The following is a 14,038-nucleotide window of genomic DNA, read 5'->3' on the forward strand; positions in this document are numbered from 1 at the left end:
AGGTCATGAGATGGGATGACATTTATGTTAGGGGTGTAATTACAGAATAGAAAAAAAGATACCATCCCTTTAGGGGCAGCATCCCTTGATCCATCCTCTATTCATATCACAAATTAAAACTTAATTCGTGAAAATCCATTGTCTGTCATTACATACCCCACGCCATTGCCTACATAGTTGAAATTAAAATCATCCTTCAGCTTAAAAGTATAATCTACTGCGAGCGTTTTAGGATTTAAAACATATGTGGCGGAACCCGGGAAGCCAAGCTCAATATTACCATCCTGTAATCGGTCCAACGATACAAAAAATTCTGTCTCATCTTTAAGAACTACCGACTTAACCAATCCTTTGACATTATATAGAGACAGCTTGCCATTGGCATAAACCCCATAAACTTCACCAAGTGAGGATACGACAGCATCACCTGCGATATCTCTTCCCCACAGTAGATTACCTTTAGAGTTGAATCCGAATAACCGATTCCCTGTCTTTGGTATATTAGTACGGATTAATACTGTTCCATCGGAAAGCACCTGATTGTAAGACACTTCAGTGTACGAATCGGCTGGCATTTGATATGTAAACACTGAATTTAAGGAAGAATCGAGTGCCTGGATACGTGAGCCTTTCCCACCACCGTAATTCGTTTGAATTAAGACACGATTTCCTTGCGCCAATACCGTTCCTTTATAAGAAATATTTTTTACTTTGGTACCACTTTTATTAATTAAAGTTAGTGACCCGTTATAATTCCCATTGTTATCAAAATTACCTTGGGATGCAAAGACTAAACTCCCGTTATCAAGTCTATATAAGTATCCCTCTGTCTGAGACAAATTCACTTTCCATTTCCGTCTTCCGTCTGGTCCCACCGCATAGATCTGAGTTGCGTCAGTTGAAAGATTATCTGTAAAGGTTATGTATACCGTTCCATCCGGCGCCACTAAATAATCTTTCGATTCACGAAACATCGCTGTGCCAGGATCTGCAAAATTAACTGACCACTTTAGCTTCCCTGTCTGTGTATCATAAGATTTCAGCGTATCAACCAACCATACCTTAGTTTGGGTAGCATGCTCTTCCTTAGTGTGGAGATAGACTGTATTTAATGATGGAAGTTCCACGGGACCCCCTTCTATGCTTTCTAATGCTCCCACAACATTCAGCTGACTCCATTGGGGGCTAGGTAATTTCGTTACTGTTCCAGCGGCCTCTACGACATTAAAAGATAGCGTACTGGCGGTAATCAGCAAGAGCGCAAGAAGACCTGTAAATATTCCTTTTTTCAAAAAATATCAACCTTTCTTTCCATAAATAGTATGTATCATGTTACTTTACTACCTTTTTTAAGGGACAACAAGATTATATTAATCATCTTTTTTTATAAAGGCATAAATTGTATGATAGTACATATTATTTAGCCAGAAATTATAGATGAAGGGGTCGATAACCAATGGGCGAGAATATCCAGATACAAAATGTAATGGATCAATTAAACAAATGGCTCATTAAATTACCTCAAGAGTTCAACATTATGTCAGAAGCAGAAGTGTCAGAACGGCCCCAGCCGCATAAATGGTCACGAAAAGAAATATTAGGCCATCTATGTGACTCCGCGATCAATAATCTTGAACGATTCATCAAAATTCAATATGAGGAGCAACCATACGTCCTGCAGAAATATAATCAAGAGAAGTGGGTTGATCTACAGGATTATCAGAATACCTCTATCGAAGAAATCGTGCTTTTATGGAGCAGCTTAAATAAACGAATCGTCAAAGTCATTGCCACGATTCCTAACGACAAACTGAGCTACCTCTGTGATCTAGGAAATCACCAACTAATGACTTTTGAATGGTTGATTCAAGACTATCTAGAACATATGGAGCACCATATTCAAAAGCAAATTTTATAACGCATTACTCATCATCGGAGGACACAACTATGTTAGCCGCACTACTTCACGGAATCGCCTTAGCCTTTGGATTAATTCTTCCGCTTGGCGCACAAAATGTTTTTGTATTTAACCAAGGAGCTTCACAGCCACAATTTAAAAAGGCCCTCCCAGTTATTATTACGGCTGCTTTATGTGACACCCTTCTTATTTTATTAGCCGTGTTAGGTGTTTCCGTTCTTGTGTTTGCCATCCCTGTTCTGCAGACCGCTTTATTTGCAGTAGGACTTGTATTCCTTTTGTATATGGGATGGTCCATCTGGAGAAGCACACCTACCTCTTCATCCCAAGACGCAGCACCTCTATCTTCAAAAAAACAGATCTTATTGGCGATGTCCGTTTCTTTATTAAATCCACACGCGATCCTGGATACGATTGGGGTTATCGGCACCAGCTCCCTTAGTTACACGGGCATAGACAAAGTTACATTCGCCGTTTCGACTATCCTTGTTTCTTGGATTTGGTTCTTTGGGCTTGCTGTAGCAGGAAAGACCGTAGGACAAATAGATTCAAGCGGCAAAATCATGCTGATCATTAATAAGATCTCTGCGATTATCATTTGGGTCGTTGCAGCATATATTGCTTACAAGCTTTTTCAGATGTAATAGAAGAAAGGCCATCCCTATAGGGATGGCCTTTTGTTAATATCTATACATATTCTTGTCCCTACATTCAGTTCACTATATGAATCATTACCCGTACACCAAATCGTCGTATAATTAAGTCCAATTTACACCATAATGTACTAGAATTTTGACTTCTTGTTCGGAATGCTGTACATTACAAAGTGGACGAACAATAATCAAACCAAAATACTATAATGTTCGCATTTAGAGGTGTATATAATGAAAAAAGTATTCGATTATGAAGATATTCAGTTAATTCCTGCAAAATGTATCGTAAATAGCCGTTCTGAGTGTGATACAACAGTCACCTTAGGTGGTCATACTTTTAAATTACCTGTGGTACCCGCAAATATGCAAACCATCATAGATGAGAAAATCGCCAGCTTCTTAGCCCAAAATGGCTACTTCTACATTATGCATCGTTTTGAACCGGAGAAGCGTACGTCTTTCATCAAGGACATGCACACCCGCGGATTAATCGCATCCATTAGTGTCGGAGTCAAAGAAGAAGAATACGATTTCGTTGAACAATTAGCTAACGAACAGTTGATTCCGGAATTCATTACGATCGATATTGCACATGGTCATTCCGAGGCTGTCATTCGAATGATCAAACATATTAAACAGTATTTACCTGCTAGTTTCGTTATTGCTGGAAACGTGGGAACTCCTGAAGGCGTTAGAGAATTAGAGAACGCTGGGGCCGACGCTACTAAAGTGGGAATTGGACCAGGGAAAGTATGTATCACGAAGATTAAGACAGGATTCGGAACAGGTGGCTGGCAATTAGCCGCACTACGCTTGTGTGCCAAGGCTGCAAGTAAGCCTATTATCGCTGACGGAGGCATTCGGACACACGGAGATATCGCCAAGTCCATTAGATTTGGTGCTTCCATGGTCATGATCGGTTCCCTATTTGCTGGGCATGAAGAATCTCCTGGTGACACCATCGAGATCGATGGAAAGCTGTATAAAGAGTACTTCGGCTCCGCTTCTGAATACCAAAAAGGTGAAAAGAAGAATGTTGAGGGCAAAAAAATTGTTGTCGAGCACAAAGGTGCTTTAGCAGAAACCTTGAGAGAGATGGAGCAAGATCTTCAGTCCTCGATTTCTTATGCTGGAGGCAATAAATTGGAAGCCATTCGTAAAGTAGATTATGTTATCGTTAAGAATTCCATTTTTAATGGTGACAAGGTCTATTAACAAGCATAAACGCCTTCGGCGTCCTTATAAGGACGGCAAGCGTTTAAGCGAGAAATATAAGAAAGTACCGTGTGAAACTTATACTTTCTTATATCTTAAGAAAGAGGTGAGTAAGACGACTTAGGTCGTTCTTGCTCACCTTTTTTAAGTTGTTATGATTTCTGCTATACCACTTTGGGGTAATCATCTAATAGGCTATTAGATTGAACAAGAGAGGATAATCCCTATGCGGCAAGCTATGATTATTATTAACCCCTCATCTGGTAAAGAAGAAGCTGGCGAATATGTCAGATATGCAGAAAGAGTTCTAGCTGATCAAGGCTACTTGGTTACGATTAAGGAGACGGCAAAAGAACTAGATGCAACTCGTTATTGTATCACTGCCTGTGAGGAGTGTTACGATCTAGTCGTCTCCATTGGCGGGGATGGCACGCTTCACGAGACTATTAATGGTCTTATGAATCAGAAACAACACCCAAAGTTAGGTGTAGTCCCTTTAGGAACGGTTAATGATTTTGCCCGCGCGTTACAGATTCCATTGAATCCCGAAATAGCCATTCAAACCCTTGCTTCCTCTAACGTAAAGACAGTTGATATTGGTTGCTTGAATGACCGCTTATTCGGAAATGTTGTTGCTGTAGGTTCAATCGCCGGATCCTTATCCTCCGTATCAATCGAAGAGAAAACCAAGCTCGGCTCATTGGCATATTTGAAAGAAGGCCTAAAACAACTTACAAGCACTTCCCCCCACCCTCTTGTCATTCATTATGACGAGAAGACATGGCAAGGCGATTCCCCGCTTTTTCTCGCCGTGTTAACCAACTCCGTTGGCGGATTCGAGAATCTGATACCTGATGCTGCGGTTGACGATGGTCTGCTTCACTGTTTTATTATTCAAGACCTCAGTATACTCAATACCATTACAGCCAGTATTTCTTTACTACTTGGCAGCCTTAAGGATCATAAAGACGTTGTCTATTTCACGGCCCAAAATGTGACTGTGAGCTCTCCAGAAGCCGTAAGAACCAATGTGGATGGTGAAGAAGGTCCGATTTTACCCATTACGCTAAGTGTTCTCCCTCGTCATATCCAAGTCATTGTGCCGGAAGTGGACTAACAAATAAAAAGCAGTCCGGAACTCAAAAAGTTCCAGACTGCCATTCATTTATGGATACCCCGTTCCATATCTCCTTCTGATCAAATAACTAAGAAGTAAATTCTATTCCGCTACAATAAACTTTTTACTTAATAACCACATTCCACCGCTAATTCCTAAGAAATAGATGGGCATCGTCAGTAATGAACCATTATGCAGGGCGCTCATTCCCCATGTCGCCAAACTAACTAATAAGTAATATCCCAAACTGAAGATCGCACCTGCTGTTCCCACAACATCCTGAAAATTGACAAGCGCAAGACTTAGACAATTAGGTAAAGCGATACCGGCCCCCATTAACATGACAAAAAGGGTTATTAGAATGCATACCATCAACATCATATTCGGCAACGAGACAAGGCTGCTTACGATTGTTAATAGCAAAGCCCCACTGGTCATCACTAAACAGCCGATGTGAATTATTTTTTCTGCGGCATAGAGACTCAATAATCTCTTGGACATCATTGCTCCCACTATCGATGCCAAAGCCACAACAATGCCTAGAAAACCATATACTCCCGGTGAAATGTTAAAGTGTTCAATAAATATAAAGGGTGCTTCCGCATAGTAGCTAAATAAAACTCCATTGATGCCCCCGATCAGTAACCCAAACACTAGTACACGTGGCAATGAGAGCATTCTTTTAACGATAGGTAGAATAGCCACCTTTTTTCTCACGGAAACATCAGTCGTTTCTGGCAGCTTCCAAAAAGCATACACAAATAACAACACACTCATCATCACTAATGTAAAGAAAACCGCTCGAAAACCAAAAGCTTGATCCACCCATCCGCCAATAAGCGGCCCTACTGCTGGAGTAAAAGCGATCACCGCCGAGATTTGGGCAAACATGGCATGCCGCTTATTCCCGGATACACTCTCTCGAAGAATGGTTTGCGTAATGATAGAGCCAGTTGCTGCTCCAAATGCTTGAATGAAACGGCTGACCAGAAGTAGAGTAATGGATTCCGAGTAAAAACACATCAAGCTTCCAACACCATATACAATGAGGCCACCCAGCATGGCAGGTCTCCGTCCGATGAAATCAGAGAGCCAACCCCAACACAAAACACCTAAAGCAAATCCGATAAAATATATACTTAATGTTAACTGTACAGAACTATTAGAGACCCCAAGTGCTACCGCAATATCCGGCAACGATGGAGTGTAGATCGTCTCACTAATTTGCGGAAAAGCCACAAGAACAATCATTAAAAGCAAAGATGGTGCTGCATATTTTTTCATATTAAATTCGCCCTCCTACAAGCTTATATCCTCGAACAACAACAAGAATATGAGCCTAGCTAGGGAAATGGGGGCATCATTATGGCAAGACGACTATAGATCATCATGTTCGATATTACCTTTCATTGTTAAGTTTTCTTTGTTATATAGGAGGGTTTCAATGATTCAACTAAAATATCATTATATACGGTAATAGAAAAGGACTCAAACGAAATGCTTCGCCTGAGAGCATATTTATGTTATGAGTTTTGTTCCGATAATCCATTTACAGTTATACCAGCGGCGCTGGACTTCTTTTTATCCTGAGAAGCATGTAGCTTTACCATCACAAATCGTGCAAAAGGTTGGATCACTATACTTTCAGCGATCAGTACAATTAGGAAATTTCTTGGCCAATTCGCTAAGAAGTGATTGAACGATTCAGAACTCAATCCGTTTCCGATGATGTCTCCAATAAAGGTCATCACAAATGACATTCCTAGTACGGTGAAAAGAATACGAAATAGAATTTTGGCGTTGAAGCTATCGCTAGGTTGTGTGAATTTAGCTGTCAGCTTTTCTGCGATACGCCCAATAACAACAGGCTCTATAATCATAACAATGACCCAAATGATCGGAAACACCTTAAGGATCGATAAAGCAACTTCCCCATTGAATTCTCCAACCGCTAAAATGATATTTAATGAAGACATAAACAGAACGGTTAGTGTACAAATAATTGCACCGTATAATGCGCCCTCTTTGCCGTTTCTCGGTAATCTTGTTTCTAGATTCATGATGTTCTTCCTTTCAAAATTGTCGGTAATAGTTTCGCAATAATCTTTAAAGGTGCAGTAGATCGCTGCGTTTGACACAGCATGATCGCACCCTCAATCGAGGTTGTCATCAATAAAGCAATATCAGAAGCTAGTTCATTCGAGAAGCCTTCAGTTGCAAGTTTCGTGTAGTAAATAGTCTGAATGTTCTCATAAAGTGAGTTACATGCTTGGCGGACAGGCTCACTGACCGTAGCCATTTCACTGACAATACTGCTAAATGTATAGCCTGTAAGCTTGCCCTCGGTTTCCAAGTTGTGAATTAACTTATTAAGCATGAATTGCGTGGCCTCTTGCGTAGAAGAATGCTTTTTGAAAATGTCCTCCATATCTATTGTTATTGCTTCCTTTAGGCTTTTTAAACAAGCAATTAATAGCTCTTCTTTTCCATTTGAAAAATGATGATAGAGCGCTCCTTTGGTAACATCACAAGCTTTTAAAATTTCACTAACGCCTACACTCTTATAACCTTTTTGTTGAAAAAGGAGTGTCGCCTTCTCAATCATTAGTGATTTTGTATCCATAATTACGTATTTCCCCCTAACATACCAACCGGTCTGTTTGTAATTATAACAATATAATATCCGTTAATGTAAGTGTTTTTTGCTTTTTTTCAAAAAAGCATTGAAGTTTTCATGAAATACAGCAAAAAAAAAGACCCTAATCATGTTGTGCCGGAGGAGGCAAAGTTGCCGTCGCACATGGATTAATGTTATCATTCTGATGAAGTTATCTTACTTTAAATATGAAGGAGGAATACCTGATGAAAAAGAGATCCCTTAAATATTTATCTTTTGGTATTGGGTATTCTACTGCTGTTTTTTTCTAGAATTAATGATTGATAGGATAAGTCTGTCAAAAATTAAAACTAAAAAACAGTGGAGATATATAACCTAGCTATCGTTATGTATCTTCTATTTAAAGGAGACTTCATAAAAATGAATTTAAATAATAATGTGATCACAAGATATAATCCAGAAAATATTGCGAAACCCGTTGGTAACTACAGTCATGTAACAAAAATAAGCAGAAACGCGGAAATGTATGTATTTTCTGGTCAAATTGGAATCGATCAAAACAGTAATATCCCTACAGATTTTAATCAACAAGTAACAAACACGATGAGTAATATTGTGGAAGTCCTCTCTTCTCAAAAGTTGACTCCCGATAACGTAATCAAAATCAACATTTGGGCCACAGAAGAAATCGATTGGGATCATTTCTATGGAATTTGGAATAAAGTATTCGGGATGACGCCTCCTTCAATGACCATTGCTTATGTTAAAGGATTAGGTTTACCTGAATTGAAAATCGAATTAGATGTTTGGGCTGCAGGATAAACTATATTAAGCAGGACTAATTTAAAATACTGTACGCAAAACGAGCCTTAGAAGCAATTCTAAAGGCTCGTTTTTGTAATCTGACAGCAAAAAGAGCTCAGTCTCCTGAGCCCTTCAAATACATTTCTATCTTTTTATATCTGAAGAATTGTCCCAACCTTCAACGTTCTCGAGCCCCGGAATGCTGTCTTTATAGAAAACAGGATCCTTCCCTTCACGTTTCTGCTTTTTATAATCCTTCAAGGCGGCAAAGGCCACTTTAGATAATAGCAGGATGGCAATCAAATTCACGATAACCATGAAGCCCATAAATAAGTCGGCCAAATCCCATACCAATTGAACCTTTGCTACGGAACCAAAAATAATCATTGCTAAAACACTGTATCTATAGAATAGTAATACCTTTTTGTTGGAATTCAAAAATTCTATATTGGTTTCACCGTAATAATAATTTCCAATTAACGTGCTGAAAGCAAACAAAAAAATCATAATCGCTAGTGATCCGGATGCCCACGAACCAATATGCTCGCTTAATGCGGCTTGTGTCAGCTTGATTCCGTCCAGCCCTGGCTGCTTATAGGCATCAGACAACAAGATAATGAACGCCGTACTCGAACAAATAAGTAACGTATCTGTGAGTACGCCTAGCGCTTGCATTAGCCCTTGCTTCACCGGATGACTCGTAGTTGCCGTTGCCGCAGCATTAGGCGCACTACCCATACCCGCTTCGTTAGAGAACAAACCACGCTTCACGCCCTGTAGAATTACTGCACCAAGAGAGCCACCAGCGACTTGTTCAAATCCGAAGGCACTTTTCACAATGAGTGCGAAAACTCCTGGGAGTTCTGTAATATTAATCAGCATAATAATAAGAGCAGCCCCAATGTAGATTCCTGCCATTACCACTACAATATATTCGGACATTCTTGCGATACGCTTAACACCGCCAAAGATAACCAGCGCAAAGGCAGCAGCCATTACAAGCCCAAGAATGGCCCGATTGGTGCCAAATGAATTCTCAAAGGCCACTGTGACCGTATTCGATTGGACCGCGTTAAATACAAGCCCGAAGGATAATGTAATCAGAACCGCGAATATCGCACCCATCCAGCGCTTGTTCAGGCCTTTCTCCATATAATAGGCAGGCCCACCGCGAAATCCGGTCTTATCCTTCACTTTATATACCTGTGCCAAAGTGCTTTCTATAAAACCGGACGCTGATCCAATAATGGCAATCACCCACATCCAGAAAATAGCCCCTGGACCACCTATGGCAATAGCAATTGCGATTCCCGTTATATTACCTGTCCCTACCCTCGCCGCCATACTGATGCAGAAGGCCTGGAAGGATGAAATACTATCTTTTGACCTTTCATTGGATCCTTTAAGAACCCGAAACATTTCTTTGAACATACCAAACTGTACAAATTTCGATCTTACGGTGAAATAAAGTCCACAAGCAATAAGAAGGATCACCAATATTTTCGACCACAAAAAATCATTTGTTACGCTAATCATACTATCTAAAAATTGTTGCATGTAATTCCGCCTCTCCATTCTGTCGATACCAAGTTGCTAAGCTTATAACACATAGTATTTTCAAATATAACAGTCATTATTTCAAATGCCAATAAAAATTGTAACTTTCATAACATCTCTTGTCAGTGGGTTTCGCATACTTTTCAGAATTCTGGTAGAAAATACTATTCATATCTGAAAAGAGGTGGAGCTTTGTCATATGGATAAGGAAAAAGAAGATATGATTTTAACGGATCGACAAGGTCATCCCATTACAGATAATCAAAATATACGAACGGTAGGGAATCGCGGACCGTCGACGCTCGAAAACTACCACTTTATCGAGAAAATATCTCATTTTGATCGAGAGCGTATTCCGGAACGTGTTGTGCATGCTAGGGGTGCAGGAGCCCACGGGTATTTTGAAGCTTATGGAAAAGTAGGCGATGAACCCGTCTCGAAGTATACGCGTGCTAAGCTTTTTCAAGAAGCAGGCAAAAAAACACCTGTATTCGTAAGGTTTTCAACAGTGGTTCATGGCATGTACTCTCCGGAGACCTTTCGTGATCCACGTGGCTTCGCCACAAAGTTCTATACAGAGGATGGCAACTGGGACTTGGTCGGCAACAATCTGAAGATTTTCTTTATCCGTGATCCGCTGAAATTTCCTGACATGGTGCATGCTTTCAAACCAGATCCCGTGACCAATCTGCAAAACCCAGAGCGGATGTTTGATTTCGTATCGAACTCTCCTGAAGCTACTCATATGATTACATTCCTGTTCTCTCCTTGGGGGATTCCAGCCAACTATCGGCAGATGCAGGGGTCTGGAGTTAATACTTATAAATGGGTGAATGAAAACGGCGAAGCCGTCTTAATCAAATACCATTGGGAGCCGCTGAAACATGGCATTAAGAATCTAACTCAGCAAGCCGCTGAGGATATACAAGCCAATAACGTCAGCCATGCTACGCAGGATCTATATGAGGCTATTGCGCGTAAGGATTACCCTGAATGGGAGCTTTGTGTGCAAATCCTAAGTGACGATGAGCATCCTGAGCTCGATTTTGATCCACTCGATCCTACTAAGCTTTGGGATCATGAACGTTTTCCATTTTTACCTGTAGGGAAGATGGTTCTGGATCGAAACCCAGACAATTATTTTGCCGAGGTCGAACAGGTCGCTTTCGGGACTGGAGTTCTAGTAGACGGTCTGGATTTCTCGGATGACAAGCTGCTGCAAGGCCGGACGTTCTCCTATTCGGATACTCAGCGGCACCGGGTGGGCGCCAACTACATTCAATTACCGATCAATGCTCCAAAGACAAGGGTAGCGACGAATCAGCGGGATGGGCAAATGACTTATCATGTGGATAAGGCTCCTGAGCAAAACCCACATGTGAATTACGAACCTTCCTCGCTTGGCGGGTTAAAGGAGGCAGCTCCTTCTGGCAAAGAACATCAACCGATGTATAATGATCGACTAGTTCGCGACAAAATTAGTCGGACAAATGACTTCGGGCAAGCTGGTGATACCTATCGCAAGTTCGAGGATTGGGAACGGGATGAATTGATTCATAACCTGGTCGATGCCCTAAAAATATGTGCGCCTGTGATTCAAAACAATATGATTGAACATTTTACAAAAGCTGATCCAGACTATGGTCGCCGAGTGGCTGAAGGTCTTGCTCAAGCCAAAGCCGACCACAATCATCTAGGTACTTCAGAGAATCGAGACGGCGCGGAAATTGCGGAGCAATCCGGTAAACAAACCGATGGCTATTAGAAGTTAAATGAAGGGTTAAGGGACCTGTTATAAGGGTTCTTTAACCTTTTTTTGATTTTAAGAGCTTTCGCTTTGCCATATTCACGTAACATATGAACACTATGATGATTGTGTAGCTAAGATCATAGGAGGAACAAACCGTGCAAAATACAACCATATTAATTACCGGTGGAACCGGATCTTGGGGACGACAACTCGTGAAACGGTTATTGGAAAGAGACCCAAAAGAAATCAGAATATTTTCCCGCAATGAGTCACTTCAAGTAGAACTACAACAGGAATATCATCATAATCCCAAACTAACGTTCATCATCGGTGATATACGTGATAAGCAAGAACTGATGCAAGCTTGCCATCAGGTAGATTATATCTATCATTTAGCGGCCTTGAAGCATGTTCCGATCTGCGAACAACAACCTGACAGTGCGATGAAGACTAACGTACTCGGAACTCAGCATGTGATTCAAGCCGCTATTAAACATGGCGTAAAAAAAGTAGTCTATGTCTCAACCGATAAAGCAGCGCAACCATCGAGCACCTACGGAATGACAAAATCACTCGGTGAAAAGCTAATGGTCCATGCCAACCTCAGACAAACCAAAACTCAGTTTGTATGTGTGAGAAGTGGCAATGTACTTGGCTCAACGGGTAGCGTGGTGCCTATTTTCAAACAAAGTATTGTGGATGGAGTAGACATTTCCCTTACAGATGCTAGAATGACTCGTTTTTTCTTAACCATAGATGATGCAATTACCCTACTCCTTAAAGCAACAGAAGAAAGCAGAGGCGGAGAAGTCTTTGTGACCAAAATGCCTGCTTGCAGCATTAAGGATCTTGCCCAGGTCTTAATTGACGACTTATCAACTAGCACGATCCAAATCAAGGAAACGGGGATACGTCCCGGTGAAAGCTTAAGTGAGGCCCTGATATCGGAATTTGAGAGTGCTTCTTCTATTCATCTGGATGATCACTATTATGTGATTCTCCCTCCTTTTCCTATAGAAGGTTTACAAGAAGCCTATGCCTCTTGCCCGCCTGTGGACTTCCAGAGCTATGATTCGAATCATGTGTTGATGAGCAAACCTGCGATAAAAGAAATGTTACAACAAGGTGGGTTTCTAGCATGAGTACCTCGATCGTATTTACAGGTGGGGGCTCCGCAGGGCATGTATCCGGCAACCTCGTGTTGATCCCTAAGTGTTTAGCAGAGGACTGGGACGTCCATTATATAGGCTCCGAACAAGGGATTGAGCGTAAGCTTTTGTCTGACTACAAGGAGGAAGTGACCTACCATCCCATTTCCACAGGGAAATTGAGACGCTACTTCGATTGGAAGAATGTAACTGATGTATTCAAAATCATGAAGGGTATCTTTCAATCTTACCGACTCCTACGAACCATCAAACCAAGTGTGATTTTTTCTAAAGGTGGATTTGTTTCTGTACCGGTCGTGATTGGAGCCAAACTTAACAAAGTGCCCATCATTATTTATGAACCAGACTTAAATCTTGGACTAGCTAATAAAATCTCACTTCCGTTTGCCACTCATCTGTGTACAAATTTTCTGGATACTGTAACCAAATCTGCTTCTCTCAAGGCCGTTCATGCGGGACCGCTCTTGAAGGAGCAATTCAAATTAGCTGATAAACAGCGTGGTTTAGCCTTTTGCGGATTCACCTCTGCTAAGCCCGTTCTTCTTATTATGGGAGGAAGCCAAGGGGCACACAGCATTAACCAAATGGTGAACAATGTTCTCGCTGAGTTGATAGATAAATTTCAAGTGGTTCATATTTGCGGGGAGGGAAAAGTTGATTATCACCTCTCGATGTCAGGCTACAAATCTTATGAATTCATTACAAACTGTGAGCTGCCGCATTTATTAGCTATGGCAGATGTTGTCGTATCCCGTGCAGGCTCAAATTCTATGATGGAGCTTCTTTCTATGCAAAAGCCAATGTTATTAATTCCTCACACGAATGGTGGCAGCCGCTCTGGTCAACTTGCCCAAGCGCAGTATTTTCAACAAACTGGACTCGCTGAAATATTACTTGAAGAAGAGATGACTAATCAAACCTTTGTTCATTCGATTATGACGCTATACGAGCACCGCTCTACTTACAAAGATAAGATGAAGCCTTATGAGAACGGCAGAGGAGCCTATAAGGTAATGAATTTAATCAAACAAGTAAGCGGCGAGGATTTAACAATGATTAAGGTAGGTAAGGTTTAGATGGGAATGAAGCTAGCGAATTGGTTACTCCTCTGCTTTATCGCTGTCGTCTGTATTTTGGTTTATCTTGGGCAAAGGATCCTATAATAAACATCTCTAAATTGTACCGAACATTTTTGGAATGGGTATAATTAAAGCATCTATAATCTTAGGGGGAGAAAC

At 41.0% G+C, this 14,038-nt stretch carries 13 protein-coding genes; 8 read left to right on the top strand and 5 right to left on the bottom strand.

The genetic code is table 11. The annotated features are described in order from the left end of the window. Nucleotides 1-113: 113 nt before the first annotated feature. The gene (locus PAENI_RS12790; protein ID WP_149645493.1) at nucleotides 114-1,292 is read right to left on the bottom strand and encodes an outer membrane protein assembly factor BamB family protein; all 1,179 of its coding nucleotides are present in this window, start codon (nucleotides 1,290-1,292) and stop codon (nucleotides 114-116) included. 164 nt (nucleotides 1,293-1,456) lie between these two features. On the opposite strand from PAENI_RS12790, the gene PAENI_RS12795 reads away from it, so the two are divergent. The 4 genes from PAENI_RS12795 (at nucleotide 1,457) to PAENI_RS12810 (ending at nucleotide 4,903) form a co-directional block, all read left to right on the top strand. Next, the gene (locus PAENI_RS12795; RefSeq protein WP_262495590.1) at nucleotides 1,457-1,918 is read left to right on the top strand and encodes a DinB family protein; all 462 of its coding nucleotides are present in this window, start codon (nucleotides 1,457-1,459) and stop codon (nucleotides 1,916-1,918) included. A gap of 29 nt (nucleotides 1,919-1,947) precedes the next feature. After that, nucleotides 1,948-2,562 (top strand): LysE/ArgO family amino acid transporter, encoded by a 615-nt coding sequence (locus PAENI_RS12800; protein WP_149645494.1) that lies wholly within the window; start codon nucleotides 1,948-1,950, stop codon nucleotides 2,560-2,562. Nucleotides 2,563-2,802: 240 nt separating this feature from the next. Next, complete coding sequence (gene guaC / locus PAENI_RS12805) at nucleotides 2,803-3,786, top strand: GMP reductase (RefSeq protein WP_042192907.1); 984 nt, start codon at nucleotides 2,803-2,805, stop codon at nucleotides 3,784-3,786. 226 nt (nucleotides 3,787-4,012) lie between these two features. Beyond that, the gene (locus PAENI_RS12810; RefSeq protein ID WP_076120369.1) at nucleotides 4,013-4,903 is read left to right on the top strand and encodes a diacylglycerol/lipid kinase family protein; all 891 of its coding nucleotides are present in this window, start codon (nucleotides 4,013-4,015) and stop codon (nucleotides 4,901-4,903) included. Between the two features lie 102 nt (nucleotides 4,904-5,005). On the opposite strand, the gene PAENI_RS12815 is transcribed toward PAENI_RS12810, so the two are convergent. The 3 genes from PAENI_RS12815 to PAENI_RS12825 form a co-directional block, all read right to left on the bottom strand. Continuing rightward, nucleotides 5,006-6,187: a multidrug effflux MFS transporter gene (locus PAENI_RS12815; RefSeq protein WP_076284983.1), complete on the bottom strand. Its 1,182-nt coding sequence runs from the start codon at nucleotides 6,185-6,187 to the stop codon at nucleotides 5,006-5,008. Between the two features lie 239 nt (nucleotides 6,188-6,426). Next, nucleotides 6,427-6,963 (bottom strand): DUF2798 domain-containing protein, encoded by a 537-nt coding sequence (locus PAENI_RS12820; RefSeq protein ID WP_223178940.1) that lies wholly within the window; start codon nucleotides 6,961-6,963, stop codon nucleotides 6,427-6,429. After that, nucleotides 6,960-7,526 (bottom strand): TetR/AcrR family transcriptional regulator, encoded by a 567-nt coding sequence (locus PAENI_RS12825; RefSeq protein ID WP_149645495.1) that lies wholly within the window; start codon nucleotides 7,524-7,526, stop codon nucleotides 6,960-6,962. Before PAENI_RS12825 ends, PAENI_RS12820 begins: the two co-directional genes overlap by 4 nt. Nucleotides 7,527-7,940: 414 nt before the next feature. Between PAENI_RS12825 and PAENI_RS12830 the strand changes: the two genes are divergently transcribed. Beyond that, complete coding sequence (locus tag PAENI_RS12830; protein WP_076284986.1) at nucleotides 7,941-8,342, top strand: RidA family protein; 402 nt, start codon at nucleotides 7,941-7,943, stop codon at nucleotides 8,340-8,342. A 126-nt stretch (nucleotides 8,343-8,468) separates the two neighbouring features. Here the strand turns inward: PAENI_RS12830 and PAENI_RS12835 are convergent, their stop codons facing one another. Further along, the gene (locus PAENI_RS12835) at nucleotides 8,469-9,881 is read right to left on the bottom strand and encodes an alanine/glycine:cation symporter family protein (RefSeq protein WP_076284987.1); all 1,413 of its coding nucleotides are present in this window, start codon (nucleotides 9,879-9,881) and stop codon (nucleotides 8,469-8,471) included. Nucleotides 9,882-10,080: 199 nt separating this feature from the next. Here PAENI_RS12835 and PAENI_RS12840 point away from each other — a divergent pair, with 199 nt between their 5' ends. The 3 genes from PAENI_RS12840 to PAENI_RS12850 all read left to right on the top strand — a co-directional run bounded on the left by PAENI_RS12840 (nucleotide 10,081) and on the right by PAENI_RS12850 (nucleotide 13,876). After that, a complete protein-coding gene (locus PAENI_RS12840) occupies nucleotides 10,081-11,646 on the top strand; it encodes a catalase (protein ID WP_149645496.1) in 1,566 nt (521 codons plus the stop codon). Nucleotides 11,647-11,786: 140 nt separating this feature from the next. Then, nucleotides 11,787-12,773 carry an SDR family NAD(P)-dependent oxidoreductase gene (locus PAENI_RS12845; protein WP_042192925.1) on the top strand — a complete coding sequence of 329 codons (987 nt, stop codon included), beginning with the start codon at nucleotides 11,787-11,789 and terminating at the stop codon, nucleotides 12,771-12,773. Continuing rightward, entirely contained in the window at nucleotides 12,770-13,876 is a 1,107-nt protein-coding gene (locus PAENI_RS12850; RefSeq protein ID WP_149645497.1) for an undecaprenyldiphospho-muramoylpentapeptide beta-N-acetylglucosaminyltransferase, read from the top strand. The genes PAENI_RS12845 and PAENI_RS12850 overlap by 4 nt, the downstream gene beginning before the upstream one ends. Nucleotides 13,877-14,038: the final 162 nt, after the last annotated feature.

The sequence above is a fragment of the Paenibacillus sp. B2(2019) genome, assembly GCF_008370385.1.
GTDB lineage: Bacteria > Bacillota > Bacilli > Paenibacillales > Paenibacillaceae > Paenibacillus_AQ.